Origin of the sequence: Niastella vici (assembly GCF_002077945.1) — a bacterium.
In the GTDB taxonomy this organism is placed as follows: Bacteria; Bacteroidota; Bacteroidia; order Chitinophagales; family Chitinophagaceae; genus Niastella; species Niastella vici.
The window spans coordinates 213,033-237,675 of sequence record NZ_LVYD01000013.1; the positions used below are offsets into that span (position 1 = coordinate 213,033).

The following is a 24,643-nucleotide window of genomic DNA, read 5'->3' on the forward strand; positions in this document are numbered from 1 at the left end:
AATGATAAGGATTTGTCGTGTAATGGTAATAGCCAACCAGCCATCGGAAAATAGCTTTGCATAACGATCAACACAAAAGATCATCCTTATTAAAAAACTTAAAATAAAGAAAATGGAAAATCATGCATTGCAAACAGTCAGCGCTTTTTTAACTGCAGTACAACAGGGAAACACAGAACAGTTGGGGGCTATATTACATCCGCAGGTTGAATGGAACCAGCCAGGTAATAACCGGTTCTCGGGAATTAAAAAGTCGGTAACCGAAGCATTTGAAATGGTGGGTGGCATGTTCCAGTTAACGGCCAATACCCTTGCCTTAACCGAGATTGGTGTAATGGCAGTAAATGGTAACCGGGTAAGTTGCCTGGTTCGCTGGAACGCGAAAAAAGCAGACGGCTCCACGCTGGATGTGGCTAATATAGATGAATACACCGTAGAGAATGGAAAGATCATCAGGGCAACGGTGTATTCGGCCGATATTGACCAGGAAAATAAATTCTGGGGCAATTAACCTTAGTGCCTATAGATGTGAAAAGGAAAAGAGTAACCCCTGGTTAGCAGGGGGCTCTTTTTTATCAGTGGCTTGTTTTATAGGCAATTTGCGCTTAAATTGATTGCATGAAAAAGCTGGTTTACGGGGCGTTAATTTTTGTTGCCACTTTACATACACAAGCGCAAACCAATAGCCGCATATCGCAACTGGCCACGCTCGGTAAAGTATGGGGTTTTCTGAAATATTATCATCCTGCTGTTGCCAAAGGAAAACCTGACTGGGACAGTGTACTGTTGCAAATGATCCCCCTGGTTGAGGAAGTGAAAACCGGCAAAGCGTTAGACTCATTGTTCGATTCATGGTATCGCTCCCTGCCCACGGCCACTTTGTCTGTTACGCGGGTAAACTGGAAAGCCGACTCGTTAATCAGGATCTTTACTGAAAAAGACATTCAACAGTTCCGGGTTTCTGCATGGTTGAAAAAGGAACTGGTCCGTTTATATCAATACCACATGCCCGATACCAACCGGTATGCTACCCGGTATTATGGTGGGTATTATTATGATCATATTATTCATGATGAAGCTGCCTTCGACAAGCCTGCCTGTCCCATGCAACCGGTACGGCTACTCACCCTGTTCCGTTACTGGAATACGATCAATTATTTTTATCCTCATAAGGATCATTTGCCTGCCTGGGACACTGTTTTAACAGGTTATATTCCCCGTTTTTTGCAGGCCGATAATGCTGCCCAATATCAGTATGTTGTACGGCAGCTCATACATGAGTTGCGCGACTCCCACTCCTTTTATCAACCGCGTGGCCTGTATTTTACCCCCTTCCATGTTGATTATATTGAAAGAAAATACCTCATCACCGATTGTAATGACAGCATTGCAAAAAAATGGGATTATCGGCCTGGTGATGAAATAATTGCTGTTAATGGAAAAGACTGCCGGCAAAGGGAAAAAGAGTTGTTAGCGGTCACAACGGGCACCAATTCGCTTTCATTATACCGCAATATTGCCTATGAATTGTTAAGGGGTGAAGATTCTGTTGTGCAGGTAGGCTTCAAAAGGAACGGTAACGTTTTTACCAAAACTGTTGGTATGCTGGGGTTTGATGCGTACCTGCAGATCGCGAAATTAGCTGAAAAACCTTTGTGGCAGCAATTGGATAAAGGGATCTGGTACGTGCGTTTTTGTCGCATCACCAATGCCGATACTTTACGTCAATTATTCAGTGATATCCGCCAGGCAAAGGCGGTTATCTGGGATATGCGTGATTATCCCAATTTTAAGGTTACCACAGAATTATATAAGTACTTCTTTCCGGCAAAAACCCTTTTTGCTGAATTAAGGAATTCGTGGGATTATTATCCGGGAACTTTTGTTAAAAGCCCCATGCACTTTATACCTGAAGGTAGGGAGGAACTGATCTATAACGGACCATTGATCGTTTTAATAGATGAACATACGCAGAGCCTCGCTGAATCAGTAGCCTCGGCTTTGAAAGTGCGGACTAATACCATTACCATGGGCCGGCAAACAGCAGGCACCACAGGTAATATCACCTGGCTAACTTTACCCGGCGGTATAGAAGTAAGTTATACGGGTGTGGGGGTAGCAGGTGCGCAGCGGAGTTTTCGCGAGGTAAAAGGCGTTCAACTCGATATACCGGTCACGCTTGACCAGGCTGGCATCATGCAAAGAAGGGATTACATCCTGGAGCAAGCGATGCAATATGCCAGAAAATACTATTAAGGTAAGCCTGTTGTTCTTAATTTCAGTGAAAGAACGGTTTTTTATTTCGTTGGATAATTGCATATTGTCTTTATTTTAAACCCTGCAATTAATTTAAACTGTAATGTTATGAATGACGAACTGCTGCAAAAATTAATAGAGATAAGAAGAAGAATTCATCAACATCCCGAATTGGGTTACCAGGAATTTAATACGGCCGCGATCGTGTGTGAACAGTTGGATCTTTTGAAAATACCTTATCAAAATAACGTTGCCAAAACTGGCGTGGTGGCATCCCTTACCAAAGGCAATGGCCCTGGCGTTGCGCTCAGGGCCGATATGGACGCGCTGCCCATACAGGAAGAAGCAGACCTTGATTTTAAATCAACGGTCGATGGTAAAATGCATGCATGCGGTCACGATGTTCATACTACTATGTTGATTGGGGCGGCACATTTGCTGGCGCACGAAAATTTTAACGGAACCGTTAAGTTCATCTTTCAACCTTCAGAAGAAGGATGTTATAACGATCCTGAAAAGAAATCGGGCGGCGAAAGAATGGTTGAGTTAAATATTCTTCAAGGGGTACAGGCAGCTGTAGGATTACATGTACATCCGCTTCTTCCGGCAGGCAAAATCGCTTACAAATTAGGGCAGGCGCTGGCTTGTACAGGTTTTATAAAGATCACGATAAAAGGTAAAGCCGGGCATGCCGGAGCAGCACCTCATTTAGCTATTGATGCCATTTATATTGCCAGCAGTTTGATCCAGGCCTTACAGTCAACTGTATCGCGGTATACCGATCCTGTGCAACCGGTAGTGCTTTCGTTTACCCAGATAAATGGGGGCTATGCACCTAATATTATAGCTGATAAAGTTGTAATTGAAGGTACGCTAAGAGCCATCGATCTGGAAACCTACCAACAATTAAAACAGAGAATTCAATCAATCTCCAACGGCATAGCTGTCACTTTTGGGGCCACTATTGAAATCGAATATCTTTTAGATTATCCCAGTCTGCTGAATGATAAAGAAGTTCATAAGCAACTGCTTCCTGCATTGGCATCTGCATTTGGCAAAGAGAACGTTATAGAAACCGAAGCCCTGATGGGTGGCGAAGATTTTGCTTTTTTCTCACGTACGGTGCCGTCTATGTTCTATTTTTTGGGTGCACGTGATACGGCAGACGATTGTTTTTTTGTGCATCATCCCAAAGTGGTCATAAACGAGGCGTGTATTCGATTTGGCTCCAGCTTTTTAGCAAAAGGGGCGCTTTCTCTCCTGAAGCATTTTGCTGAAAAAGAAGAAAAGAATTAAAATTGTTCCCCCAATAAAACAAAAACCCGTTCCGGCTCAGCCTGAACGGGTTTTTGTAAAAAAGGTTATCAAGTTAAAATCCAAGTTTGCTTCCCAGGTCGCCCAGTATATTGCTGCCGGTGTTTTTGTCTGATGCATCGCCGCTGGTCCCTAATACAGAATCGATCTGCCCGCCAAATTGCGGAAATTTTTGTTTAATAAAACCGGCCACTACCCCTAATACCTGTTGCGCCTGTTCGGCAGGGATGCCTGTTTTCTCTACTATCTGGTTAATTAATTCGCTCATAATATATGATTTTATGGTAATGCAAATCTACGGCCTTGGCACAACACTTATGCACCATTGTTTAGGGTTGTATAAATAAATTCTATTGCTTCAGCGGTTTCGAAAAATAATAATCGGCGCCGGAGTCTAACCCTTCTACCTGCGACTTCACCGCACTTTTTGCGGTAAGCATATTAAAAGGGATATGCAGGCTGGCAAACACAGCGGCACAGTAACGTTTGAAGCAACAGGAGCGGGATTATTACCGGGAGCAACCGAACTGCAAACCGTTGTGCCGGGCCAGCCATAATAATGCATAATATTTCGCTAAAATAAGATGACCAGTTTTGTATATTTATCGGTTACAGGTAATATTAACCGCCTGTAACCTTTAAAATACATTAATGAAAAACGTCATCCTGTTTGTATTAATATTTCTGATCGCTTCTATAAATGCCTGGTCGCAACCGGAAAAGTATGAAGTGTATACAGTGAGATTTGCCTCATCAGATACAGCATGGCCAATTTCTATGTGGGTCGACAAAGGACCTCAGAAGGATAGTGTAAACATCAATTTCATGGTCTGGCTTATCAAGGGGAATGGCAGGAACATTCTGGTAGATGCCGGGTTTTTAAATGATATTCCCGATGCAAAGGAATTCGACGTGGTGAAATATGTGCGACCCGATTCAGCACTGCTACCATTAGGCTTGAAAGCTACAGATATTACCGACATTATATTAAGCCATCCGCATTGGGGCCATATAGATGGAATCGATCTGTTCCCCAATGCACAGGTATGGATGCAACAGACGGATTTCTATTACTTCATTGGCGTTGCCTGGCAAAAGGGCGGCGTTAATGGCGGGTTTAATAAAAGAGATGTACATAAGATCCTCGATAAGAACATGGCGGGCAAATTATCGTTGGTTGATGGCGATAACCAGGAAATAATGCCCGGTATAAAAGTTTTTACCGGTTCAAAACACACCTTCGAATCGCAATATGTGTTGGTTGAAACGGGTAAGAAAAAAATAGTCCTTGCCTCAGATAATATCTGGGTGTATTATAGCCTGGAACATCTGCTGCCTGCTTCGGCCGGCGGTACTTTTGACCCGGCAGGTTATGTAAATGCCATGCGGAGAATGAAAACACTGGTCTCCGATCCAAAATACATTATCCCCGGCCATGATGCCGCCATATTTACAAAGTTCCACGCTGTAAAAGAAGGAGTTGTGAAAATTGAATGAGGCTACCGGAAGAACCCTGGCTGATCTTTGCGGTAAAATATACTACCTTTGAATTATATAAGACCAACATTTATCGTATTTCAATTGTAATATTACAATGGAAAAGAAGATCCCCACTGAAAGTCTTATCCAGTACTATGAGCGAATAGGTTACGAGGTGCCCAGGAGCCTGCTTACTGGCGGCAACGGTCATTTCAGTGTACGAAAGGCCACTGTTCCCATTCGTAAATCACCTTTTAACCGCCGCGATTATTTCAAGATCTGTTTAAGCAGCGGTTCGGGCAAGGGACATGGCACCCTTATTTACAACGACCAGGAAATAAATCTGCCCCGGCCCTGTCTTATTTTTACCAATCCTTCAGTTCCGGCTTCTATTGAGGTTACCTATTGCAATGTTAACCGTGTTGCCTGTTTATTTAATAAGGAATTTATAGAAAGCATCATTCCGCCCGATGTGCAGTATGCCAGCCCCCTGTTCAATCCGCAGGTATACCCGGTGGTAGCGCTTACTGAAGAAGAAAGGGAGCGCCTGCATGTTTACTTCAATGAAATGCAGGTATTACAGGAGTCGGATTACCCGTTTAAATGGGATATGGTGCGGAATATATTACAGCTGTTGATCCATGAAGGGATCAGGCTGCAGCAAAAACAGTTCCTGCAAACGGCTGCGGTGCGCGACAGGCTGGTAAATGAGTTCTTTTCCCTGCTGAACCAGCAATTTCCGGTTGATTCGCCCGAGCATTCCCTGAAGCTGCTGACACCTGCCCATTTTGCCGATCTGTTGCATGTGCATGTAAACCACCTCAACAGCGTGGTGAAAAAATATTCCGGCAAAACTACCCGCGTCATTATTCACGAACGTATTGTAGCCGAAGCCAAAACACTGCTGCGGAACACCAACTGGAATATTGCCGAAATTGCTTACTCACTTGGGTTTGAGTACCCTTCCCACTTTAACAAATACTTTAAACAGTTTGCATCGGTTACGCCGGTGGAGTTCAGGCTGAGCAATACCGCTCTTGCCGTTCACCTTTGATTTGTATAAGTATACCTTTGAAAGGTATAATTCTGATACCGTTGGGCCGGTTTACCTTTACAAAGCCAATTTTTAAAGGCTTTACCAATGAGGAATATTAAAGAATCACAGATACGTTCAAACACTATTGTTGCGCTGGGTTTAATTCCACTTTCCGGTTTTGCAATGGATGTATACATTCCATCGTTGCCCGATATGGCCACGCAGTTGCATACAACACCGGCTGCAATTCAATTAACCCTTTCTTTTTTCATTATCAGTTATGGAATATCCCAGCTGATCGTTGGCGGATTGCTCGACAGTTATGGCCGTTACTGGCCTACGCTGTTCGCGATGTTGTCATTCAGTGCTGCCAGCTTTGCCATTGCCTGGTCACAAAATATGCAGGTGATCTATGCCATGCGGGTTGTACAGGGATTTACCGTAGCAGTTATTGTGGTAGGCAAACGATCGTTCTTTGTTGATATGTACAAGGGCGAACAGCTGAAAAAATATACCAGTCTTTTCTCTGTCATTTGGGCCATCGGTCCTATTGTGGCGCCTTTCCTCGGCGGCTTTTTCCAGACAACCTGGGGCTGGACCTCAAATTTTATCTTCCTTGGCTTTTTCAGTCTGATCTTTTTCCTGATAGAATTGATGATCGGCGGTGAATCGCAAAAGGCCAGGCAGCCATTCAGCGTAAGGCAGGTTGCCAGCGCTTACAGCAAAATGGTGAAAACGCCTGATTTTACGGCTGGCATGGTCATCCTTGGTTTAGCCTATGCCATGGTCTTATTGTATGGAATGGCCAGTCCGTTTTTGATAGAGCACCGCCTGCACCTGTCGCCACACGTTACCGGCTACTGTGCGCTGTTTTCGGGTGTGTCGGTCTTAACAGGTGGCACCCTTTCAAGAATAATGATCAAAAAGCCTTTTGTAAAGAAACTGGTCCTGGCTTCGAGTCTGCAACTGGTAGCGGTATCTTTATTGATAACCCTCACCTTCTTTTACCAAAGCCTGCCCACCCTGTTGTTGTATGTTTTCCTGTTGCACAGTACGGCCGGGTTTATATTTAATAACCTGATGTCGTATACGTTGATCCGTTTTCCGGAGTATGCAGGAAAAGCGGCCGGTTTGGTAGGCGGTGGGTTCTCGGTAGTAACTTCCATCTTAAGCTCAGTGCTGGTAAATACTTTAACCATAACCAATCAAACTGTATTAGGTATTGGTTATGCGGTGCTGGCAATTGGGACGATGGCGATTATAGTAAAAGCAAAATGGAAAGTGAGTGAAGAGGCGGCTGCCAAAAAGGAAGAACGCCCGGTGCAAGCCTCCGTTGCGGCATAAAGCAATATGCTTCTACATAAAAAAACTCCCCCCGGCTTAGCCAGGGGGAGTTTTTTATAATTTATAGAGGTTGCTGTGCTATTATCAGGAGAATTGAACGCCTTCTTCAAACAGGGCCGACAACATTTTTTTACGCGGATACAGCATAACCGGGATGATCATTTGAAGGCCCAATAAATAAAGGAAAGTGTATTTGCCGGTTATAATAAACAGCACCAGGGTGGTAGCGCAGGCGAATGCATTCGCGATCGTTTTCTTTTTATAAAAGCTTTCGTATTTCGAAAACCGTTTAATCGGATCGGCCGTTTCGCGAATGAATTTAGTGACCTTTTTACTGCTGAAATAATTGATAATACCGAAAGCGGCATACATAACAACCAGGTACCAGGGGTTGGTGGCGCCCAGTACGTTGTAATTGCCCGTTGGCTCAAACACGAAATACATAACGAGTGCCGTAATAGCAATGATAACATTGAACGTAACAAAAACGTAGAAGGCTCTTTTCATTCCTTTCAGGCTAAAGGCGGGTGCGGGCATTTCGGGGTTCATATTGGTATTTTCGTGCAAAATAATCATAATATTCATTTGAACATAATGGTGGTTAAACAGGCGATATTTTTTGTGATCTGTTCAAAACTGACCGGTGATTGTATCAAAAGCGAACAAGCGGCGCCGTTTTTTTCATTGTATTTATTTGTGGATCTTACGGTTAATTACTGGCATATTTTTTAATCCGAAATTCAGGTATGTTTAAAAGTTATCTCAAGATCGCCGGCCGGCAATTACTCAGAAGCAAGTTGCATTCTTTTATTAATATAACCGGACTGGCTGCCGGTATGGCTATTGCCATACTGATTGGGTTATGGATATGGGACGAGCTTTTTTACGATAAGTATAATAAAAATTATGACCGAATAGCTTCCGTGATGGAGCAAATAACTTTCAATGGAGAAGTGGGTACCAGCTATTCCTGTCCTATTCCATTAGCCGATGAATTGCGTAATAATTATGGTAGCGAATTCAAGCGTGTTGTGCTATCCTGGTGGAACCGCGATCATATTCTTTCTTTCGGTAATGCAAAATTCACCCGTATAGGGAAATTCATGGAACCGGAAGCGACCAGGCTGCTTTCATTGAATATGCTGAAAGGCGATCATGATGGGTTGAAAGACCCCTCCTCCATTCTACTGTCTGCTACAGTGGCGAAAGCAGTTTTTGGAAATGCTGACCCGCTGGGAAAAATGATGTTGATCGATAACCGGCTGCCTGTAAAGGTTACCGGTGTTTATGAAGACCTGCCCCATGCTTCCCGTTTTAAAGATGTTATGTTTATTGCACCCTGGCAACTGTTTGTTAACAATGATGAGCTTGCTAAAACCCATAAAAATAACTGGGGATTCGAGATGGCTGAGATATTTGTGCAGCTTGCAGATAAGGTTGATATGGACAAGGCATCTGCAAGCATTAAGAACAGTAAGTTGGAAAGAGTTAAAAACGATGCCGGATTATCTGTTTATAAACCCAGGATCCTGTTGCAACCTATGAGCCGGTGGCATTTGTTTGCGGAATGGAAAAACGGCGTAAACACGGGTGGCAGCATTCTATTTGTAAGGTTATTTGCATTGATCGGGTTACTGGTATTACTGCTGGCCTGCATCAACTTTATGAACCTGTCAACGGCACGCGCCGAAAAACGCGCCCGCGAGGCAGGCATTCGTAAAGCCATTGGTTCAATGAGAAAACAACTGGTTATCCGGTTCTTTACCGAATCATTGTTGATTGTTGTGCTGGCGTTTGCACTTTCCCTTTTATTGATACAATTGGCGCTTCCTGTTTTTAACCAGGTTGCCGATAAAAGATTATCTATCCCCTGGACCAATGTTTATTTCTGGATGGCTGCTATAGGGTTTAGTGTTTTTACCGGAATTATTGCCGGTAGCTACCCGGCCTTTTATTTATCTTCTTTTCAACCGGTGAAAGTATTGAAAGGTACTTTTAAAGCAGGCCGCTATACCTCCGTGCCAAGAAGGGTGTTAGTGGTTTTGCAGTTCTCGGTTTCGGTTATACTGGTCATTGGAACTATTATAGTTTTTCAACAAATTCAATATGCCAGGAACCGCCCGGTAGGTTACAGCCGGGATGGATTGATCCAGTTGCAAATGAATACGCCCGGGTTTTATGAACATGAGGCCGCATTGAGAAACGATTTGTTGAAGACCGGTGCCGTTGTGGAAGTAGCAGAGTCTTCGAGTCCTGCAACAGGAATTTGGGTGTTTCGTGGAGGATTTGACTGGCCGGGTAAAGATCCTTCCCTGCAACCCGATTTTGGGGTTGTGGCAGTAACGCCTGAGTATGGTAAAACAATGGGCTGGCAGTTCAAAGCAGGAAGAGATTTTTCAAGGGCGTTTACTACGGATTCTTCTGCCCTGGTGCTCAATGAAGCGGCAGTAAAATTCATGAAACTGAAGGACCCTGTTGGTTCAACAATAAAATGGGACCATGGAAATTATACGGTAGTTGGTGTAATAAAGGATATGTTGATGGAGTCGCCTTATGAGCCGGTAAGTCAGATCGTTTATTCCCTGAAAAATGAAAAACTGTTGTTCCTGTTTATAAAAATAAATCCCGCCATGGGCGTTAATGAAGCCCTGGATAAGGTGCAGGAAGTGTTTAAAAAGTATGTGCCGGCCGCACCATTCGATTACAAATTTGTAGATGAGGATTTTGCCGGGAAGTTCGCTGTGGAAGAACGCATTGGCAAACTGGCCTTTTCTTTTACCGCGCTGGCTATTTTTATCAGTTGCCTTGGGCTGTTGGGAATGGCTTCGTTTTTGGCCGAACAAAGGACCAAAGAAATAGGCATTCGAAAAATACTGGGCGCATCGGTACTGAATGTTTGGCAGTTGTTATCGGCAGATTTTGTATTGCTTGTTTGCATTTCCCTGTTAATAGCCTCACCCATTGCCTGGTATTGTATGCATACCTGGTTGCAGAATTTTCAATACCGCACCACCATTAGCTGGTGGATCTTTGCCGCAGCCGGATTGGGCACATTAGCGATCACTTTTGTGGTCATAAGCTTTCAAACCATAAAAGCGGCCATCACCAACCCTGTAGCAGCATTAAGAAGCGAGTAACCTTTGGTGAACTTCTTGCGGAGATGCTGCCAAAACGGGATGAAAAGCTTGCGGGAGGGTCAGGTTTTGGTAACAATTTGTTAATGTGAGGGGTGGTTGCCTCAATAATTTTCACTGATTTTTCGTTGTAAAGGGTAGGATAACCTTTGCAACCTAAAATCCTGGCCATGACAATAGTAGAGGCGCTGCATACTTTAGTTAGAAAATATTGTATAGAAGAGTTCAATTTCTGGAAGAAAGAATATGCCGAAAAACGGACTGGTTCCGACTTTCCTGAGTACACCTATTCTGATAGCGATTATAATTTATTCCCCCGGTACAATGCCATTGATGCTATATTAAAAGGCATTGAAACAATTATTCCGGCCGATTATACTGATTTTAATGTTCTGAAAAAGGATATCATTCAATTTGGCTTAGAGAATGAAACCGCCGCCATTTCCAACCCCGACAACGACATTGAAGCAAGAGCCATACAGGAAGAGCGGAAAAAATTCAGGGCGCATGTGGAAGCTATAACAGAAAAGGAAGTAAAAAATGTGGAACCATTACCCTTACGGCGCAGATTGAAAATTGAGGAAAAGCAATCTGTTCGTCATATGCTGCAGAATGCATGGGGGTATGATGGCGATTATTGGGAACCGCTGTTGGAAAAATGCCAGCGCGAAACGGTTTTCATATTAAGAAAGCATATTACGGATGACGATAGTGTTTTTATAAAACAATTGCTGGCCAAAAAAGGCATCAGCCATTTGTACGAGATCAATGAAACGGGCGATGATTATGAAACCGACCTCGAAGGTTTTGAGTCGTCCTATAGCAACCATGAGGTTATTTATGTTGATGAAACTTATAAATGGGCTATTTACGGTTCGCATGAAGAAACAATTACGTTTGGTGGCGACTGGCTGATCACCTGTATTAAAGACCGGTTCAAGAACAGACAGAATGTGCTTAACAGCTGGAATTGACAAGTCGATAACATAAATATTAGTAATCCTTTATATTTTTATGGCTTGAAATTGGCATAAATGGCCAGCAATCAACCCTATTAGTATGAAGCAGTTATTATCCCTTGCCCCCGCCCTGTTGTTTTGTGTTGTTATTGAAGCCAGTCCTGCGTTTGTACCGGTTTCCTCTCCCACATCACATGTATATGTAAAAGCGCCGTTGCAGCATGCAAATATGGCCAATGAGATCCTGAAGTACATCAATGAATATCGCAGAAAAAAAAGATTGCCGGCCCTGGCAATGAATGCGGTCATAACCGCGGAAGCGCAAAAGCACAGCGAAAATATGGCCTCGAACCGTACCGATTTTGGTCATAGTGGTTTCAAAACCCGCATGAAAAGGATCATTCCTCAAATAAACGGGAACGGTTCCATGTCAGAGAACGTTGCTTATGGTAACATGACTGCCAGGCAGGTAGTGGAAGAGTGGTTGGAAAGTTCTATGCACCGCGAAAATATTGTGGGGCCGTATAATGTGACTGGTATTGGCATTGCCGCCGACAGAAGGGGTGCGCTCTATTTCACCCAGATCTTTGCTGCCAATTAATTTGACCAGGATATACCTAAAAAAATAATACGGCCTAACTATCATCGAATTCGCCCAACCGCTCGGGAACCTGGACAACCCTGGTCGACGACGTGGAGTGGTAATCGAAATAGTTGTTTGAAGGTTTATGATAATAGCCCGGTGATAGCCAATGTTGCTGTTGCCGGGTTTTTTATTGTTGGTACTGATACTGTATGCCGTTTGCAAAAGGTGTCCACCAACAGGCTTTTTGCCCACATGCTTTTAATGCATTGTTTGCCCAGGTATTACAGGTATGAAATAAGCTGTACCGGCCTCTTGCTTCATAAAAAGCGTCGTGATCGCCGTAGGGTTGTGCTTCAATCATTATCGGATTGCCGGTAGTAGTTGTTTGCAAACTGTTTTCAATGAATTTGATCAGCCGTTGGTATTGTTCAGTGGAGAGGTTGAGCCGTACGCAGGTCTTGCTTTCTTTTACTTTGGTGTAGTAAGTGGCATGAACCGCAGAGCTGCTTAGCCAGAATGCGGCTTTAAAGGCGGTACTTGCAGTAAGATCGGACAGGTGTTGGGTATGCAGGTAAAATCCTTTATCGCCCCAGCCTATTGCTATATAGTTAAATGCGCTGTCGCCGGTTTTGGTGTTCTTATACAACAAGCTTTGGCTCCAATCCTTCGTTGCTGTTTTAACAGGCAGAATGAGGTCTGTATGAACCGGGTTTGTTTTAATATAGATGGCAACCTGGTGTGCGGTATTCGGTTCAGCAGCTACGGTTAACCGGGATAATGCCCATGCAGAAGCAACGTACACGAGTAATAGAAGGATGATGGTTAAAAGGGTGTAACCAGTGTATTTCAGGAATTTCCTCATGTGGAAACAGGTTATTGATCTTTCTTTATTCCGCAAACTACAGGAAAGTAACCTATTTTCATTAAAAATACCCGCTAAGTGTTATGTCAATGCGTTTAGCACTAACGGATAGTTATCGAGATAAAAAGGAAAGGCGCCACCTGGCAAAAAATACCAGGGGCGCCTTTTTATAAATACGTGTTTACCCGTATAATTCGGCTCGCATTTGTACTAATATTCCTTCAACCAGTTCTTTATCAGGAAGTGATGGTAAGGAACTGCTCAGTTCCGCTTTTTCAATGCGCTCCATAAGCGCATTGGCCATCGCCAGCAGTTCGTCGTATTGAAACCCGCCTGCTTTAATGGAAAGCAGTTCTTCCCGGTTTTGCCGTTTAACGTTCAATGTTCCGGTTGCCAGGATCTCTTCTGCTACCTGCAGTAGCCTTATGGTATGCATCATGTTTTTGGCATCGTAACCTTTACCATGTTCTGCATTGCCCAGGTAACGGTCTTCGTTACGTTTTTGAACCCATTCCCAATACTCCTTATAATCCTTGCAATAAGAAGAATAGCTTTCTATATTGAAATAGAGGTAAGCCATTTCTTTTTCACCTTTGGGTATGGATGATAAGGAAACATCATTGGCCAGTTCGCTGCTCATGATGCCCCGGTAGTGATGCCTGGCTTCCTTATCATAGAACAGGGCGTATAAACCTTTTGAATGGGGAATGCTGGTAAGCCCGCATTGTTCCTGTACAAAATGGTTTTGCGCCAGCCATTCATTCAAAGGAATTGAGCTGTGGCCCTGCAGTATGAAACAGAAATCAGGTACCGTTTTCCTTTCGGCCTCAACCGGGTTTATGATCTTCTTTTTGTAGCCTCTTGCTTTTTTTATTTGCGTGAGGGCATAGCCGGCAAAGGTTTCTTTACAAAGTTTGCTCAGGAACATACTGATAGGCAGCCTGCTCATGATGGCATGCCTGTACAGTATGCAATCATCGGGTGATGCCAGTAGTTCAAGTATATTGGGGTTGTTCTTTATCAGCAATTCCACAAAGCGCCCCAGTTCATAGTACACCTCATCACTGGTTTCGTTGCTTATTTGCGAAATATATTCCAGTCCATAGAATTGCGCTTTGGGCAGGTAGTAAACGCCTTTCAGGTCTGTGTCGCTTTTGGCGGTGTTCAAACCATACGCTTTACTGCCGCTTATGCACTCGAAGAGCAACAACCCTTTTTCTTTTATCTCCTTAATGGTCATACTGCTTAATGGTTGTTACAAAGAATTCATCCAGTTTATCAGCGTCAAAATGATCTCTTTTCAATTGAGTCGATGCTTCGCTGATGCGGGCGAATTCGTTATCAATATAGGTTTTCAGTTCGGCACTTACTTTTATCACAAAGCTTTCCGCCGCGGTTGATTTTAAAGTGATCAATTCGCGTACCTGTTTTTGCAGGTGGGCGGGCAGTGCTGTCATTAAAGGGCCAATGGTCATAGGCGCAATGCTTTCTTTTTCCAAACACCATTTGGCTGCCAGCAGGGGCCGTAGCACATAGAACAGCTTTTTGATCTTTATTTCGCTGTCGTTGGCCATGGTTTCCAGCGCACCCTGCGCAATACCAAGGTAGTGATGAATATTCGATCGCTGGCCAAAAAAAGCCTGACTCAGCGACCAAAGGGCATTTCTAAAATCATCGTCCTGCCTGTAAATGATAGGGGACTGCAACCACTCAAAAGGCGTGGTGTTTGATTTTCGCATCAATTGCAACACCTTGCGTATGTCCCAGCCGTACATATCCAGGTCCCCGTTTATGGGAAAGTTCAGATCGTATTTGCGGTCGAGCACGGAAAGATAGAACCGGTAGGGACGCACATAAATAAAGCGTACATCATAATCGCTATCCGGCGACGGAAATTCCCATCCCCTGCTGCCCGATTCGCAGGCAAACAGGATCTTTATGTGCTGTTCCTGTTCTATTGCTGCCAGTTTGTTGATTATTGTTTGTTGCATGTTATTCCACTTTATAAATGATCCTGTTCTGGTGTTCTGCTTCCACTACCCTGCCATAGATTATTTTCGTCCACCCGTTTTCAAAACCATGGTTATTGGCAATAAGGAATCCTTTGTTGGTGTCTTTTTTTATTACTTTATGTGCATCGATATACCTGCCCTTTACTTTGCAAAAAACAATATCGCCAATATCATAGTTGGCTGCTTTTACAAAAGTTAACAGGCTTCCATTTTTCAGGATGGGCAACATGGAGTTGCCGAATGCTTTTAGTTTTCCGGTTCCGGCTATATCCAAATCGTTTTTTAGCCGTTCATATTTGTTCATTTCCTTTCTGATTAAAAAATACAAAAGGTTCCCCTGGTGAGATTCGAACTCACAAACCCATCACTGAGCTGTATGGCTGTAAATACGCTTCCCTACTTTACGACAGGGTATTTCGGTGCACTGTAAACTCTACCCATAATTTCGCGCAGATATTACGGGAATTTCCATACACGCTGCGGTAAGCTAATTTTGCCGCAGGCTTTTCCTTTTAAGCTACAGGGGCTGGTTAGGAAGTAAGATGTAAGAAGTAGGATTATTCCATAATCTTTTACTTCCTGCATCTTACTTCACTTGTTTTACTTTGAGGTTATTATAAAATTTAATTAATCTATCAACAACGATGTTACAGCCGCTGTATTTCGCGCCCACGTTAATACTCTCTTCCGGTGCTCTACCACTGAGCTACTGCTTCGTGACAAAAACGGTAATTGAAAAAGTAAACTTTAAGATTTTGAAGTAACTTATTCTTGACCTGTTTTTGATACAGCAAATATGCACATACGACTGCGCAGCACACTTGCGCAGCGATGAATTATTTTGTAACATGTTTTTAATTGTTTGGTGCACAGTTTATTAGCCGCTGAAATAATTTCTTCCCATAAAAAATATTGTCTTGCTGCGCAGTTCTATTGCGTAGCAAGATTTAGCGTGCTATTTTTACGCATCGAAAACCTTATATGTCTGTAAATAAACTGGCCCTTATTCGTTATAAAACCATCGATGACTGTTTGCGAAACAGGTATCGTAAATGGACCCTGGACGACCTGATAGAAAAAGTAGCGGATGTACTGTACGAGCTCGAAGGTATTACCACCGGCGTAAGCAAGCGTACCATTCAGGCCGATATACAGGTAATGCGCAGTGACAAATTGGGTTACAATGCGCCGATCATTGTAGTTGACCGCAAATTTTATTGCTACAGCGAAAATGATTACAGTATCACCAATGCCCCGGTGAATAAAGCCGATGTGGAGAAAATGAAGGAGATCGTAGGGGTGCTGAAACAATTTAACGGGTTTACCTATTTTGATGAAATGAGCGAGATGATCGCGCGGTTGGAGAATAACGTATATCGTTCAACTCATCAGGGCCGCAATTATATTCAGTTTGAAAATAACAGGCTGGTGAAAGGGTTACAGCATATCAACCCCCTGTACCAATCTATTTTGAACAAACGATCATTGCTGATAGAATACAAATCGTTCAAAGCAGCCGCTTCGCAACAGTTGATCTGCTATCCTTATTTACTGAAAGAATACCGCAACCGCTGGTTCCTGATAGCCCAGACAAAGAATAAAAAATTGTTGCTTACCATGGCACTCGACCGCATCATTGAATTTCAGGAGCTCATAAAAGAACCCTTTTTAGAGTATGGAGGACTGGATTTTGATCAGTATTTTGATGACCTGATAGGGGTAACCAAAACGGTCAAAGACCGTGCTCATAAGGTGGTGTTGTTTGTTGACAAATACAATGCGCCCTATGTGCTTACCAAACCATTACATCATTCGCAAAGGGTGCTAAAAGAAGAAGAGAACGGTATTATAATTCGAATAGATGTAGTAATGAATTTTGAACTGGAAAGGGAGATCCTGGGTTTTGGCGAATGCATGAAGGTATTGGCGCCACGACTGCTGGCATCAAAGATAAAAGCGCGGTTGAGCAAGGCGAAGGAATGGTATGAAGAGAAACCGAAGAGAGATACTTAAGGATGAGGTATGAAGTAAGCGGGTTGCTTACCTCATACCTCCTGCTTTTTATTCCAGGCTGGTGCCGTCGTTGAACAATACTTTTTCGGGGGTGAAGACAAACTTTACTTCTTTAATTGATTTGGCTCTTAATTCTTTGTCTTCATCCATAAACTGGTTATAGTCGGTGGAATAGCTGTTTTTAAATGTTTCACTGGCTTTTACGCCATTGTCAAAAACGATATCCAGTTCTTTTATCTTCTTATCGAAAAGATCTGTAATTAACAACGATCCTTTAACGGCTTTGATATCTTTTCCGCTTTTATTCTCAAAGGCAAGATCGTATTGAATATGGTCCTGAAAATCTCCTTTTACATAACCAATGTTATACAGGGCCACGTTTACCGCAGCACCGAGGCGTGTTCGTTTTTCAGCTTCTTCTTTGGCGGTTTTATCGGCCAGGGCTTTTTGCCCGGCCACGGCGTCCTGGGCTTTTTTGAGCATTTCGGCATAGGTCATGGTTTCCAGTTTTTCGCCGCTGATCTTTGCCCTGATGATGTAACCAGCTAAAAGCCTCATGTCTTCATCGCTCAGTTTTTTGCTTTCTTTGATCGCTTTAACATCCATCATGAATTTATCGTCGCTGTACTTGCGATTCAGTGGGCTGCTACCGCAGGAAGTAATAAATAAGGTTATCATGATAAGGGCTGGCAGAAATGAAAATCTTTTCATGGTACTGTTTTAGGGGTTAATGAAGTATAAAAGGCTTTGACAATCCTGTAATGTAAATAGTAATAATTTTTCGGGTATTACTATTCGTTAACAGGTTGCTCTTTATCGTTTAATTGAAGTAGTTTATTGTTTAAGGATGGTAAATAAGGAATAGAGCCTTCACATGGATAGTTTGAGGGGGAGTTTGAGTTACTGGCACAACAATAACGGGTATAAGTTACACCCAAACTACAAAGGAGCTGAACGGAATGATTGTCCCGGTGACAATTACCGTTCAGCTCCTTTTCTATATGAAATAATGGTTAATTATACTACGTGGCTTGTGAAGAAAAATTGAAAAAATAGGCGTGTTAACGGCCATTCATACCTGCTATCTTTTGTAGCTTTAAGCCCATTAAATACCAATCCATGGCTAAAAGTGCAAAAAAAGCAAAACCAAAGCCTAAACCTTCCATAAAAACCAAAGGGGAGACCGTGAAACCGCAAGCGCTCACTGCCAGTTCGCTGGTTGCAACAGAAGCCCCCCATTCGCAGCAGGTAAACATTGCCTTTACTTTCACTGGTGGTTTAGGACAGGCCACCGCAGTGCTCTTCAGGCGAGGCGTATTGATCAATATGCAAAGTGTTAGCAACAGCGGAAATATAAACTTTTCAAATGTGCAAACCGGAGATGTGGTTGCTGTTAACGGCGTGTGCGCCGGGAAAGCAGTAGTTGCCATTAACACCGATACTGTACCTGACAGCCCGGAAGAATTTACTGCCGGTTTGATCATTGCATCCTATTTAATAAAATAATTAAACTGAAATCCAGATGGGCAAGATCTCTATAATCGGGATCCTATTACTACTATGTTTATCAGTACCCGTGTTTGCGCAAAAGAAAACTGCTCCCAACCCTGTTATAACTGCCGATTCATTGGTTACCGGAAATTATAAAGATGTGCTGAATAATTTCTTCCAGTTGGCATTTGAAAATCTGGCCGGCCCTAATAAGGAAATTAAATTCACCGGTTCTCCTTTTGCCGTAATGGCCAAACTCGATACCACATTACTGGTAGATACTATCTACAGGCATTACGCAGGATTAAGGAATTTGAATTATGCAGTAGGGCTAAAACTCGATACCAATTACCGGTTCAATGGCTTTTCATCCACTATCAAATACGCCATTATCAATAGAAGAGATGAAACAGTGTCGAAGACATTTCTGGGGATGGTAGTAAACGATACCCTGGTAAAACAGCTTACTATGCTTAACCTGCTGATCTCGGCAAATATCTCGAACATAGGCGCCCCCGGTTCTGCAGAACAAAACGCCGCAATGCTCGAATACACCGATTTCAGAAAGGGTATCAAAGATTTCGGCGAGCTTAGTAAGGCTACAAAAGATACTATTCTGGCAGTGTTAAACAGAAATGATTCAACGAAAAGATTGTATGATTACCTGAAGGGCAACGATCAATTTAATATGAAAAAAACCGCCGATAGTATTTACAGGGATTTCAGGGAAAATTTCAATCGCAACTTATTGTGGACCGCCGGGGTTACCGATACCACTTACAAGGACCAGTTTATTTTTTCAAACGTAGTATTCAGCTCAGACCTGGTAAAAGGGTTGAATAAATACAGCAGGGCCAAAAACGAGCTGGAGTTGAATATTCACTCGCAATTGCAACTGGTTGATGATACGCTTAAAGCCGGCCATGATCTAAAGCGGGCTGTATTCAACTTCGAGCCGGGCGTTAACCTTGCGTTTAAAACGAAGTATAGTAAGAAGAGTTATCTCGAAATAAAATTCAGCGGCGCCTGGTATCACAACTTCAGCTACCTGTATGTTAATGAAGAACGTGACAGGATAATGGCAAATGCTACCGTACGGCTGAGAGTATTTAATGATATCTGGATCCCGATCGAAATAAAGTATGACCCTAAGAATGGAAATTTATTCGGGTTCGTGAATGTGAGGGCCAACTTTAAAGCTTTGGCTGGCGCTGCCAAACAAATTCGGTTTTAATTGCAGGAGTACTGAAAAGTACCCCTGAAGCTGCCTGAAGATTAAGTCTTTAGGCAGCTTTTTACCCGAAACCCCTGTATTACCCCGTGGCATAATTTTATATTAAAAGTATATATGCCCCGCCATGTGAGGTCATACATACATCTTTGGCTGATACTTGTATCCCTTAACTCTACAGCTCAGCAATTAGCAGCAGATACTGCAACTCATAAACTCATTGCCGCCAGCCCTGTCTACCAACGGCCACCCCTTTTCCAAAAGCTTTGGGGCCGCAATCACCGCGTTGAATGGGCAACACCTGTTTGTGTTCCCATTTTGAAGTTAGATACGGCATATGGTGGTTTAATACCTTATAAAATTGGCGGCGGCAATGAATCCAAATCACTCCGGCTGCATACAAAAGAGGGGAAGGAATATGTACTTCGATCAATCAATAAATCAAGAACAGAAGTAATACCACCCGGTTTCAAAGGCACTTTCCTCGAAGATATTGTCAATGACGGTATTTCCATGTCGCATCCCTACGGCGGTTTTGCCGTCCCTGTCATGATGAAGCATGCGGGTCTATACCATACCTGGCCAAAGCTCGTTTATCTGCCCGAACAAAAGGCCCTCGATACCTTCAATACGAAATTTGCGAACGATCTGTATATGCTGGAACAAAAGCCGGAAGGCGACTGGCATGAAGCCGGTAACCTGGGTAATTTCCGCGCCTTTTACAGTACCGAGGAAGTATTGGCAAAACTGAAGATGAGCAATACCTATTCTGTAGATCAGCGTGCTTTTGTAAAAGCAAGATTATTCGATATCCTGATCGGTGATTGGGACCGGCATGAAGGCAACTGGAGTTGGGGTGAAGTTACGGTTCGGGGTGGCACGCAATTCAAACCAATTCCAAAGGACCGCGATCAGTCGTTCTTTTATCATAACGGCCTCATCATTGACCGCATTATACAGGGTTCAGGATTAAGCTTTATGCAGCATTTTGATGATGAGTTGGAGAAGCCTTATGTCTTAAGCTCTTCGGCGAGGTATATCGACAGGGCCTTTACCAATGCCCTTACGCTGGAGGATTGGCTGCGCGAAGGAGAAGCGCTGCAAAAAGAGTTAACTGATTCAGTGATCGTGCATTCGGTGGCGCAATTGCCGCCCGAAGTGTACGCGTTAAAAGGAGAGGAAATCGTAGACAGGTTAAAGGCGCGGCGCGAACAGATCCCCGCCTTTACAAAAAAGCATTACCTTTTTATTGCAAAAGAAGTAGAGGTGATTGGCAGTAATGAACGGGAGTATTTTGAGGTTACCGGCAAAGGTGAAGAAACGGTGGTGACCGTGTTTCGCATAAGCAACCACGGAGATAAAGCTAAAACACCATACTATAAAAGAAGCTTTAAGCCAACGGAAACAAAAGAGATCAGGTTGTTTGGCATAAATGGAGAAGACGTATATGAGGTGAATAACAGGGTAAAGGATATAACTATTCGCATTATTGGCGGTCCCGGCAAGGATTCCATTGTTCAATCAAAACGGCCGGTGCATATTTACGATGATGCTGATAATGTATTTCACACCACTGCAGCGCACATGCATTTGTCTAAGGATACTTCCATTCACAACTGGGATTACAAATGGTTTAATTATAATAAGAAAGGGTTTAAGCCAGTATTATTTTATAATAACGCCGACAGGATCTTTGTGGGCCTGAACTACAGGATCCTGAAGAATAAATGGCGGCATGAACCTTATGCATCAAGAAATACATTCGGTGTTCGGTATTCTATTTCCCAGAATGCCATGAGTGTTTTTTGGGAAGGCCTGTATCCAAATGTAATAGGCAGGTGGAACCTGGCCATACGTGCAGACTATGATGCCATCCGCTGGACGAACTTCTATGGCACCGGTAATGAAACCAAATCGTTGACGACCAATGTCAATTATTACCGTATGCAAAGCGAAGAATGGTTTGCCAGTGCGGGGTTGAACCGGAATTTTGGAAGAAGTGCGGTACAGGTAACAGGTTATTACCAGCAGGTAAGGACCCTATACAACAGCGACCGGTATTTTTCAAAAGTGTTTTCTCATAATGACGAAGTGTTTGAAATAAACCCTTATGCCGGACTGCAGCTAACTTACTCGTATGTGAGGCTGAAAGATTCAGTGGTGCCCGAAAAAGGCTTTACTTTTTTGGCGAATGCCATTTATGCAAACAACTTCAAACAAAATGAATTTTTTCAGCGCTACAATGCCCAATTGTTTGCCTGGTTCCCGTTGGTACAACATGTGTCGCTGGCTGTGCGGCTGGGTGGTGAAACAATTGTAAATGACGATGTGTTGAATTCGGGCCAGCCATATGAACATGCTATCATTGGTGGTCCCCGTACATTACGTGGATACCGGCGCGAACGGTTCTGGGGAAAAACAGCTTTCTACAACAGTAATGAATTGCGATATATTATTCCTTTCCGCTCTTACCTCATGACCGGCAAGATCGGCGCCTTCGCCTTCTTTGATCAGGGACGCGTATGGATGCCCGATGAAAAGTCGAACAAAATGCATATCTCCTGGGGGCCGGGCATCATGCTGGCGCCGTTTAATAAATATAATGTTTCTGCTACCTATGGTATAACAGAAGAGATCAGGCTGGTTCAATTACGCCTCAACAAAACGTTCTAGAGTATTTAATTCTGCTATTTATATTTCTGCCATTTTGAAATGGCCATCTGTACGGCCAGGCTTTCTACTGTCCAAAATCAATGATTTTTTACAATTCTCCGCGTGCCGGGGGTTATAGTTTTGTGTGAAACAAATAACAATGAGTAAAGTAAATACGAGAACATACCTGTTGAGCATGCTGATCATCCCCGGCATGGTTAACGCCCAGGCAACAAATAATATCACAAAAAATTATAAAAACAAGGAGATAATCATGAACACCACACAACAAAACAAGGACGTAGTAAGAAAGATCTTTGAAGAAGGCATTAATAAACGGAACCCCGATCTGTTAAAAGAACTGATTGCTGATGATTATGTAGGGTTCCTGGGTAAAAAAGGAGCTGCCGGCTTCCTGGAACCAGTGCAGCCACTGATCAAAGCATTTCCTGATATTCAATGGAATATAACGGAGTCGATTGCAGAAGGTGATAAAGTGGTATTGAGCTGGAAATGGAAAGGAACCGAAACGGCTCCTTATTATGAAAATATTCCAGCTACAGGCAAAGCGATCACCAATGATGGAATGGCCATATTTACGCTTGCAAATAGTAAGGTCACACATATTCAGGTGTTGACAGACAGGCTGGGTTTTTTACAGTCGATGAATATTTTGCCAGCTGATATAAACAAAGTGGTGGGTAAAAAAGCACAGAACGGACAGGTTAATTTCATCGACAGGTTCCTGGTGCCGGCGCCTGCCATAAAAGAGTTTAAGGAACGAGTGAAGATAAACCGTGACTTTATCAAAAACCTGCCCGGCTTTATAGAAGATGTCGAATATGAGTATACCGATAACGATGGGAATTTGATTTTGGTAACTGTTGCCTTGTGGAAAAACCAGGAAGCTTTGAACACAGCCAAAGAAGTGGTACAGGCTGAATATAAGAAAACGGGTTTTGATGCGCCAGCCATGATGAAAAGACTAAATATTACCATGGACCGGGGTATATATACCCAAACGCATGATTAAAAGAGGCCATTAATGACGGGTTTTTGGCAAATGCCGCAACAATGCCGTACAAATGCCCATACCTTTTCGTGCGCGGAGCGAGGTGGTATGGGCAAATTTGTTTTGATAAATGAGGAAGGGCAATCCAGGTTCAGTCATGAGATAAATAAAAAAAGCTACCCGGTCGGTCACAGGCAGCTTTCGGTCTCACGGATTGGATTAATGGTAAAAAAACCGGAAGGAGAAATGATGCTTGTTCGGAAATATCTTCAACTATTCTGAATATTGATTGTTGCATTAAAAACTATTGTTGACTTCACTGAATTGGAGATGAGGCAGGCGGCTTCAGATTTTTCAAGCAGCTTCAGCGCTTTCTCTTTTTCAGCATTGTTTTTAATAGTTAATACAGGCGACAGGGCAATTTCACTGATCATATATTTTCCATCTACTTTTTCCAGCTTGCCGGTAGCGTTGCTTGTAAAGCTTATAAACTCAAATTTTGAGTTTTCTGCAATGGCAAGAAAGGTGGTCATAAGGCAGCTGTTCACCGCGGCCACCAGTAAATGTTCCGGCGACCAAATGCCGGGTATTCCTTTAGGAAATTCGGGCGGGGTGGCTACTTCTATGTTCGATTGTAAAACGGGCGAGCTTATCAATCCCTTTCTATCGGCCTCCCAGTTGAGCTTTACTTCGTAGTAATGGGCAGTATCCATTTTATTAATGTTTAGTGTAAGGATTAACTGCATACAAAGCTAAAAGCACAGTTTGTTAATGTTACTGATATTGGTTGGTGAACAGGCTGATTGCGGTCAGTGGGGAGTCGGCGACCCAAACAGGGACTCTGTTAGTTATTCCCCTTTCGATGTCGAGAGGTAGCTTACTGGTTCAGGCTGTTTCAGCAGAAGCTGCTAAAAACGCACTGAATTCCTGTGCGCACGGCGCTGGCAGAAGGTTGTCGCGCTTTGATGCCATGAAATACTGGAAAACAGTATTGAAAGAAAAGGAACGCCGGGAATACAAAGAACGCTTCAGCGAGTTGCTGAACAGGTCTGGCAATTTTCCGCAGGGTTACATCCAGGAGTTTGATTTTGCTTATAAGGATTCGACTGATATTTTAACTTATCAGTCTTATTTGAAAAAAGTAACACAAACAACGCCGGTAGTAACGATTAAGTATACGGAAATTTAATGCTGTGAAGGGCTGCCTCAAGATCAGGGGCGGCCCTTTAGTTTTGTCCCAAACGGCGTGGTACCCCTGAAAA

23 protein-coding genes are annotated in these 24,643 nt (G+C 43.2%); 15 read left to right on the plus strand and 8 right to left on the minus strand.

Annotation, left to right across the window (positions count from 1 at the left end):
- Positions 1 to 112 precede the first annotated feature (112 nt).
- From A3860_RS06470 to A3860_RS06480, 3 genes are all read left to right on the plus strand, one after another.
- Positions 113 to 511: a nuclear transport factor 2 family protein gene (locus A3860_RS06470; protein WP_081145735.1), complete on the plus strand. Its 399-nt coding sequence runs from the start codon at positions 113 to 115 to the stop codon at positions 509 to 511.
- A 107-nt stretch (positions 512 to 618) separates the two neighbouring features.
- Positions 619 to 2,256 carry a S41 family peptidase gene (locus A3860_RS06475; protein ID WP_081145736.1) on the plus strand — a complete coding sequence of 546 codons (1,638 nt, stop codon included), beginning with the start codon at positions 619 to 621 and terminating at the stop codon, positions 2,254 to 2,256.
- Positions 2,257 to 2,364: 108 nt separating this feature from the next.
- Positions 2,365 to 3,552, plus strand: a complete 1,188-nt coding sequence (locus A3860_RS06480) for a M20 metallopeptidase family protein (RefSeq protein WP_081145737.1) — start codon at positions 2,365 to 2,367, stop codon at positions 3,550 to 3,552.
- A 73-nt stretch (positions 3,553 to 3,625) separates the two neighbouring features.
- Here A3860_RS06480 and A3860_RS06485 read toward each other — a convergent pair whose 3' ends face one another.
- Entirely contained in the window at positions 3,626 to 3,838 is a 213-nt protein-coding gene (locus tag A3860_RS06485) for a hypothetical protein (RefSeq protein ID WP_081145738.1), read from the minus strand.
- Between the two features lie 383 nt (positions 3,839 to 4,221).
- On the opposite strand from A3860_RS06485, the gene A3860_RS06490 reads away from it, so the two are divergent.
- The 3 genes from A3860_RS06490 to A3860_RS06500 all read left to right on the plus strand — a co-directional run bounded on the left by A3860_RS06490 (position 4,222) and on the right by A3860_RS06500 (position 7,429).
- Positions 4,222 to 5,067 carry an N-acyl homoserine lactonase family protein gene (locus tag A3860_RS06490; protein WP_081145739.1) on the plus strand — a complete coding sequence of 282 codons (846 nt, stop codon included), beginning with the start codon at positions 4,222 to 4,224 and terminating at the stop codon, positions 5,065 to 5,067.
- A gap of 97 nt (positions 5,068 to 5,164) precedes the next feature.
- Positions 5,165 to 6,103, plus strand: a complete 939-nt coding sequence (locus A3860_RS06495) for a helix-turn-helix domain-containing protein (protein ID WP_081145740.1) — start codon at positions 5,165 to 5,167, stop codon at positions 6,101 to 6,103.
- 87 nt (positions 6,104 to 6,190) lie between these two features.
- Positions 6,191 to 7,429, plus strand: coding sequence for an MFS transporter (locus A3860_RS06500; protein ID WP_081145741.1), 1,239 nt, complete (start codon positions 6,191 to 6,193; stop codon positions 7,427 to 7,429).
- Between the two features lie 84 nt (positions 7,430 to 7,513).
- Here A3860_RS06500 and A3860_RS06505 read toward each other — a convergent pair whose 3' ends face one another.
- Entirely contained in the window at positions 7,514 to 8,005 is a 492-nt protein-coding gene (locus tag A3860_RS06505) for a hypothetical protein (RefSeq protein WP_143773975.1), read from the minus strand.
- 170 nt (positions 8,006 to 8,175) lie between these two features.
- Between A3860_RS06505 and A3860_RS06510 the strand changes: the two genes are divergently transcribed.
- The 3 genes from A3860_RS06510 to A3860_RS06520 all read left to right on the plus strand — a co-directional run bounded on the left by A3860_RS06510 (position 8,176) and on the right by A3860_RS06520 (position 12,123).
- Positions 8,176 to 10,566: an ABC transporter permease gene (locus A3860_RS06510; protein WP_081145743.1), complete on the plus strand. Its 2,391-nt coding sequence runs from the start codon at positions 8,176 to 8,178 to the stop codon at positions 10,564 to 10,566.
- Positions 10,567 to 10,733: 167 nt separating this feature from the next.
- Positions 10,734 to 11,537, plus strand: a complete 804-nt coding sequence (locus A3860_RS06515) for a hypothetical protein (protein ID WP_081145744.1) — start codon at positions 10,734 to 10,736, stop codon at positions 11,535 to 11,537.
- A gap of 85 nt (positions 11,538 to 11,622) precedes the next feature.
- Positions 11,623 to 12,123: a CAP domain-containing protein gene (locus A3860_RS06520; RefSeq protein WP_216823394.1), complete on the plus strand. Its 501-nt coding sequence runs from the start codon at positions 11,623 to 11,625 to the stop codon at positions 12,121 to 12,123.
- 172 nt (positions 12,124 to 12,295) lie between these two features.
- Here A3860_RS06520 and A3860_RS06525 read toward each other — a convergent pair whose 3' ends face one another.
- The 4 genes from A3860_RS06525 to A3860_RS06540 all read right to left on the minus strand — a co-directional run bounded on the left by A3860_RS06525 (position 12,296) and on the right by A3860_RS06540 (position 15,286).
- Positions 12,296 to 12,970 carry a TIGR02117 family protein gene (locus A3860_RS06525; protein ID WP_081145745.1) on the minus strand — a complete coding sequence of 225 codons (675 nt, stop codon included), beginning with the start codon at positions 12,968 to 12,970 and terminating at the stop codon, positions 12,296 to 12,298.
- Between the two features lie 181 nt (positions 12,971 to 13,151).
- Positions 13,152 to 14,210 carry a DNA polymerase beta superfamily protein gene (locus tag A3860_RS06530; RefSeq protein WP_081145746.1) on the minus strand — a complete coding sequence of 353 codons (1,059 nt, stop codon included), beginning with the start codon at positions 14,208 to 14,210 and terminating at the stop codon, positions 13,152 to 13,154.
- The gene (locus A3860_RS06535) at positions 14,200 to 14,961 is read right to left on the minus strand and encodes a nucleotidyltransferase domain-containing protein (RefSeq protein WP_081145747.1); all 762 of its coding nucleotides are present in this window, start codon (positions 14,959 to 14,961) and stop codon (positions 14,200 to 14,202) included. Before A3860_RS06535 ends, A3860_RS06530 begins: the two co-directional genes overlap by 11 nt.
- 1 nt (position 14,962) lies before the next feature.
- Positions 14,963 to 15,286, minus strand: a complete 324-nt coding sequence (locus A3860_RS06540) for a S24 family peptidase (protein WP_081145748.1) — start codon at positions 15,284 to 15,286, stop codon at positions 14,963 to 14,965.
- 677 nt (positions 15,287 to 15,963) lie between these two features.
- Here A3860_RS06540 and A3860_RS06545 point away from each other — a divergent pair.
- A complete protein-coding gene (locus A3860_RS06545) occupies positions 15,964 to 16,995 on the plus strand; it encodes a helix-turn-helix transcriptional regulator (protein WP_081145749.1) in 1,032 nt (343 codons plus the stop codon).
- A gap of 48 nt (positions 16,996 to 17,043) precedes the next feature.
- Here the strand turns inward: A3860_RS06545 and A3860_RS06550 are convergent, their stop codons facing one another.
- Positions 17,044 to 17,706, minus strand: a complete 663-nt coding sequence (locus A3860_RS06550) for a hypothetical protein (RefSeq protein ID WP_081145750.1) — start codon at positions 17,704 to 17,706, stop codon at positions 17,044 to 17,046.
- Between the two features lie 408 nt (positions 17,707 to 18,114).
- Between A3860_RS06550 and A3860_RS06555 the strand changes: the two genes are divergently transcribed.
- The 4 genes from A3860_RS06555 to A3860_RS06570 all read left to right on the plus strand — a co-directional run bounded on the left by A3860_RS06555 (position 18,115) and on the right by A3860_RS06570 (position 23,402).
- The gene (locus A3860_RS06555; RefSeq protein ID WP_081145751.1) at positions 18,115 to 18,501 is read left to right on the plus strand and encodes a hypothetical protein; all 387 of its coding nucleotides are present in this window, start codon (positions 18,115 to 18,117) and stop codon (positions 18,499 to 18,501) included.
- A 16-nt stretch (positions 18,502 to 18,517) separates the two neighbouring features.
- Complete coding sequence (locus A3860_RS06560; protein WP_081145752.1) at positions 18,518 to 19,720, plus strand: hypothetical protein; 1,203 nt, start codon at positions 18,518 to 18,520, stop codon at positions 19,718 to 19,720.
- A 114-nt stretch (positions 19,721 to 19,834) separates the two neighbouring features.
- Positions 19,835 to 22,390: a ShlB/FhaC/HecB family hemolysin secretion/activation protein gene (locus A3860_RS06565; protein ID WP_081145753.1), complete on the plus strand. Its 2,556-nt coding sequence runs from the start codon at positions 19,835 to 19,837 to the stop codon at positions 22,388 to 22,390.
- A 139-nt stretch (positions 22,391 to 22,529) separates the two neighbouring features.
- A complete protein-coding gene (locus tag A3860_RS06570; RefSeq protein ID WP_081145754.1) occupies positions 22,530 to 23,402 on the plus strand; it encodes an ester cyclase in 873 nt (290 codons plus the stop codon).
- Between the two features lie 248 nt (positions 23,403 to 23,650).
- Here the strand turns inward: A3860_RS06570 and A3860_RS06580 are convergent, their stop codons facing one another.
- Positions 23,651 to 24,094, minus strand: coding sequence for an OsmC family protein (locus A3860_RS06580; protein ID WP_081145756.1), 444 nt, complete (start codon positions 24,092 to 24,094; stop codon positions 23,651 to 23,653).
- A gap of 77 nt (positions 24,095 to 24,171) precedes the next feature.
- Here A3860_RS06580 and A3860_RS06585 point away from each other — a divergent pair, with 77 nt between their 5' ends.
- Positions 24,172 to 24,570, plus strand: coding sequence for an RtcB family protein (locus tag A3860_RS06585; RefSeq protein ID WP_262497284.1), 399 nt, complete (start codon positions 24,172 to 24,174; stop codon positions 24,568 to 24,570).
- Positions 24,571 to 24,643 lie beyond the last annotated feature (73 nt).

Excerpts from the sequence above, each read along its gene's own strand:
- A3860_RS06470 (WP_081145735.1), top strand. The coding sequence starts at position 113 with ATGGAAAATCATGCATTGCAAACAGTCAGCGCTTTTTTAACTGCAGTA.
- A3860_RS06475 (WP_081145736.1), top strand. The coding sequence starts at position 619 with ATGAAAAAGCTGGTTTACGGGGCGTTAATTTTTGTTGCCACTTTACAT.
- A3860_RS06480 (WP_081145737.1), top strand. The coding sequence starts at position 2,365 with ATGAATGACGAACTGCTGCAAAAATTAATAGAGATAAGAAGAAGAATT.
- A3860_RS06485 (WP_081145738.1), bottom strand. The coding sequence starts at position 3,838 with ATGAGCGAATTAATTAACCAGATAGTAGAGAAAACAGGCATCCCTGCC.
- A3860_RS06490 (WP_081145739.1), top strand. The coding sequence starts at position 4,222 with ATGAAAAACGTCATCCTGTTTGTATTAATATTTCTGATCGCTTCTATA.
- A3860_RS06495 (WP_081145740.1), top strand. The coding sequence starts at position 5,165 with ATGGAAAAGAAGATCCCCACTGAAAGTCTTATCCAGTACTATGAGCGA.
- A3860_RS06500 (WP_081145741.1), top strand. The coding sequence starts at position 6,191 with ATGAGGAATATTAAAGAATCACAGATACGTTCAAACACTATTGTTGCG.
- A3860_RS06505 (WP_143773975.1), bottom strand. The coding sequence starts at position 8,005 with ATGATTATTTTGCACGAAAATACCAATATGAACCCCGAAATGCCCGCA.
- A3860_RS06510 (WP_081145743.1), top strand. The coding sequence starts at position 8,176 with ATGTTTAAAAGTTATCTCAAGATCGCCGGCCGGCAATTACTCAGAAGC.
- A3860_RS06515 (WP_081145744.1), top strand. The coding sequence starts at position 10,734 with ATGACAATAGTAGAGGCGCTGCATACTTTAGTTAGAAAATATTGTATA.
- A3860_RS06520 (WP_216823394.1), top strand. The coding sequence starts at position 11,623 with ATGAAGCAGTTATTATCCCTTGCCCCCGCCCTGTTGTTTTGTGTTGTT.
- A3860_RS06525 (WP_081145745.1), bottom strand. The coding sequence starts at position 12,970 with ATGAGGAAATTCCTGAAATACACTGGTTACACCCTTTTAACCATCATC.
- A3860_RS06530 (WP_081145746.1), bottom strand. The coding sequence starts at position 14,210 with ATGACCATTAAGGAGATAAAAGAAAAAGGGTTGTTGCTCTTCGAGTGC.
- A3860_RS06535 (WP_081145747.1), bottom strand. The coding sequence starts at position 14,961 with ATGCAACAAACAATAATCAACAAACTGGCAGCAATAGAACAGGAACAG.
- A3860_RS06540 (WP_081145748.1), bottom strand. The coding sequence starts at position 15,286 with ATGAACAAATATGAACGGCTAAAAAACGATTTGGATATAGCCGGAACC.
- A3860_RS06545 (WP_081145749.1), top strand. The coding sequence starts at position 15,964 with ATGTCTGTAAATAAACTGGCCCTTATTCGTTATAAAACCATCGATGAC.
- A3860_RS06550 (WP_081145750.1), bottom strand. The coding sequence starts at position 17,706 with ATGAAAAGATTTTCATTTCTGCCAGCCCTTATCATGATAACCTTATTT.
- A3860_RS06555 (WP_081145751.1), top strand. The coding sequence starts at position 18,115 with ATGGCTAAAAGTGCAAAAAAAGCAAAACCAAAGCCTAAACCTTCCATA.
- A3860_RS06560 (WP_081145752.1), top strand. The coding sequence starts at position 18,518 with ATGGGCAAGATCTCTATAATCGGGATCCTATTACTACTATGTTTATCA.
- A3860_RS06565 (WP_081145753.1), top strand. The coding sequence starts at position 19,835 with ATGCCCCGCCATGTGAGGTCATACATACATCTTTGGCTGATACTTGTA.
- A3860_RS06570 (WP_081145754.1), top strand. The coding sequence starts at position 22,530 with ATGAGTAAAGTAAATACGAGAACATACCTGTTGAGCATGCTGATCATC.
- A3860_RS06580 (WP_081145756.1), bottom strand. The coding sequence starts at position 24,094 with ATGGATACTGCCCATTACTACGAAGTAAAGCTCAACTGGGAGGCCGAT.